This window comes from Pseudomonas sp. 2822-17 (genome assembly GCF_002742485.1).
Classification (GTDB): domain Bacteria; phylum Pseudomonadota; class Gammaproteobacteria; order Pseudomonadales; family Pseudomonadaceae; genus Aquipseudomonas; species Aquipseudomonas cyclaminis.
The window spans coordinates 1-333 of the sequence record NZ_LJRZ01000446.1; the positions used below are offsets into that span (position 1 = coordinate 1).

1 protein-coding gene is annotated in these 333 nt (G+C 37.2%); it reads right to left on the minus strand.

All coding sequences use genetic code 11. The features are described 5' to 3' along the window. The coding region (locus AOA60_RS16015) for an AarF/ABC1/UbiB kinase family protein (protein WP_143522453.1) at positions 1–333 on the minus strand (333 nt) is incomplete at both ends.

Below are 333 nucleotides of genomic sequence, written 5' to 3' on the forward strand. Positions count from 1 at the left end.
AATACTTTCAACAGTAAGTAACGTTTTCCCTAGCAATGTCAAATCAGCCGGAATTAAAATTTGGTGATCATGAGCAATGGAGAACAAGTCATTAATAGCCTCTCCAAGACTCACTTGACTTAGAGGAACATCATAATACTTCTCCCTTACTTCATCTACATCTAAATGTAACTGCTGCATATTTACATCCTCAGGAACCAATCCCATTCTATTTATAGCCTTAATAACGCCATCTGTATTTTGACGCATGATCGCAATTACTAAACTTGCAAAATGCCCTTGCATTTCTGGAGTAAGTCTACCCACCATTCCGAAATCCATAAATCCAATGAT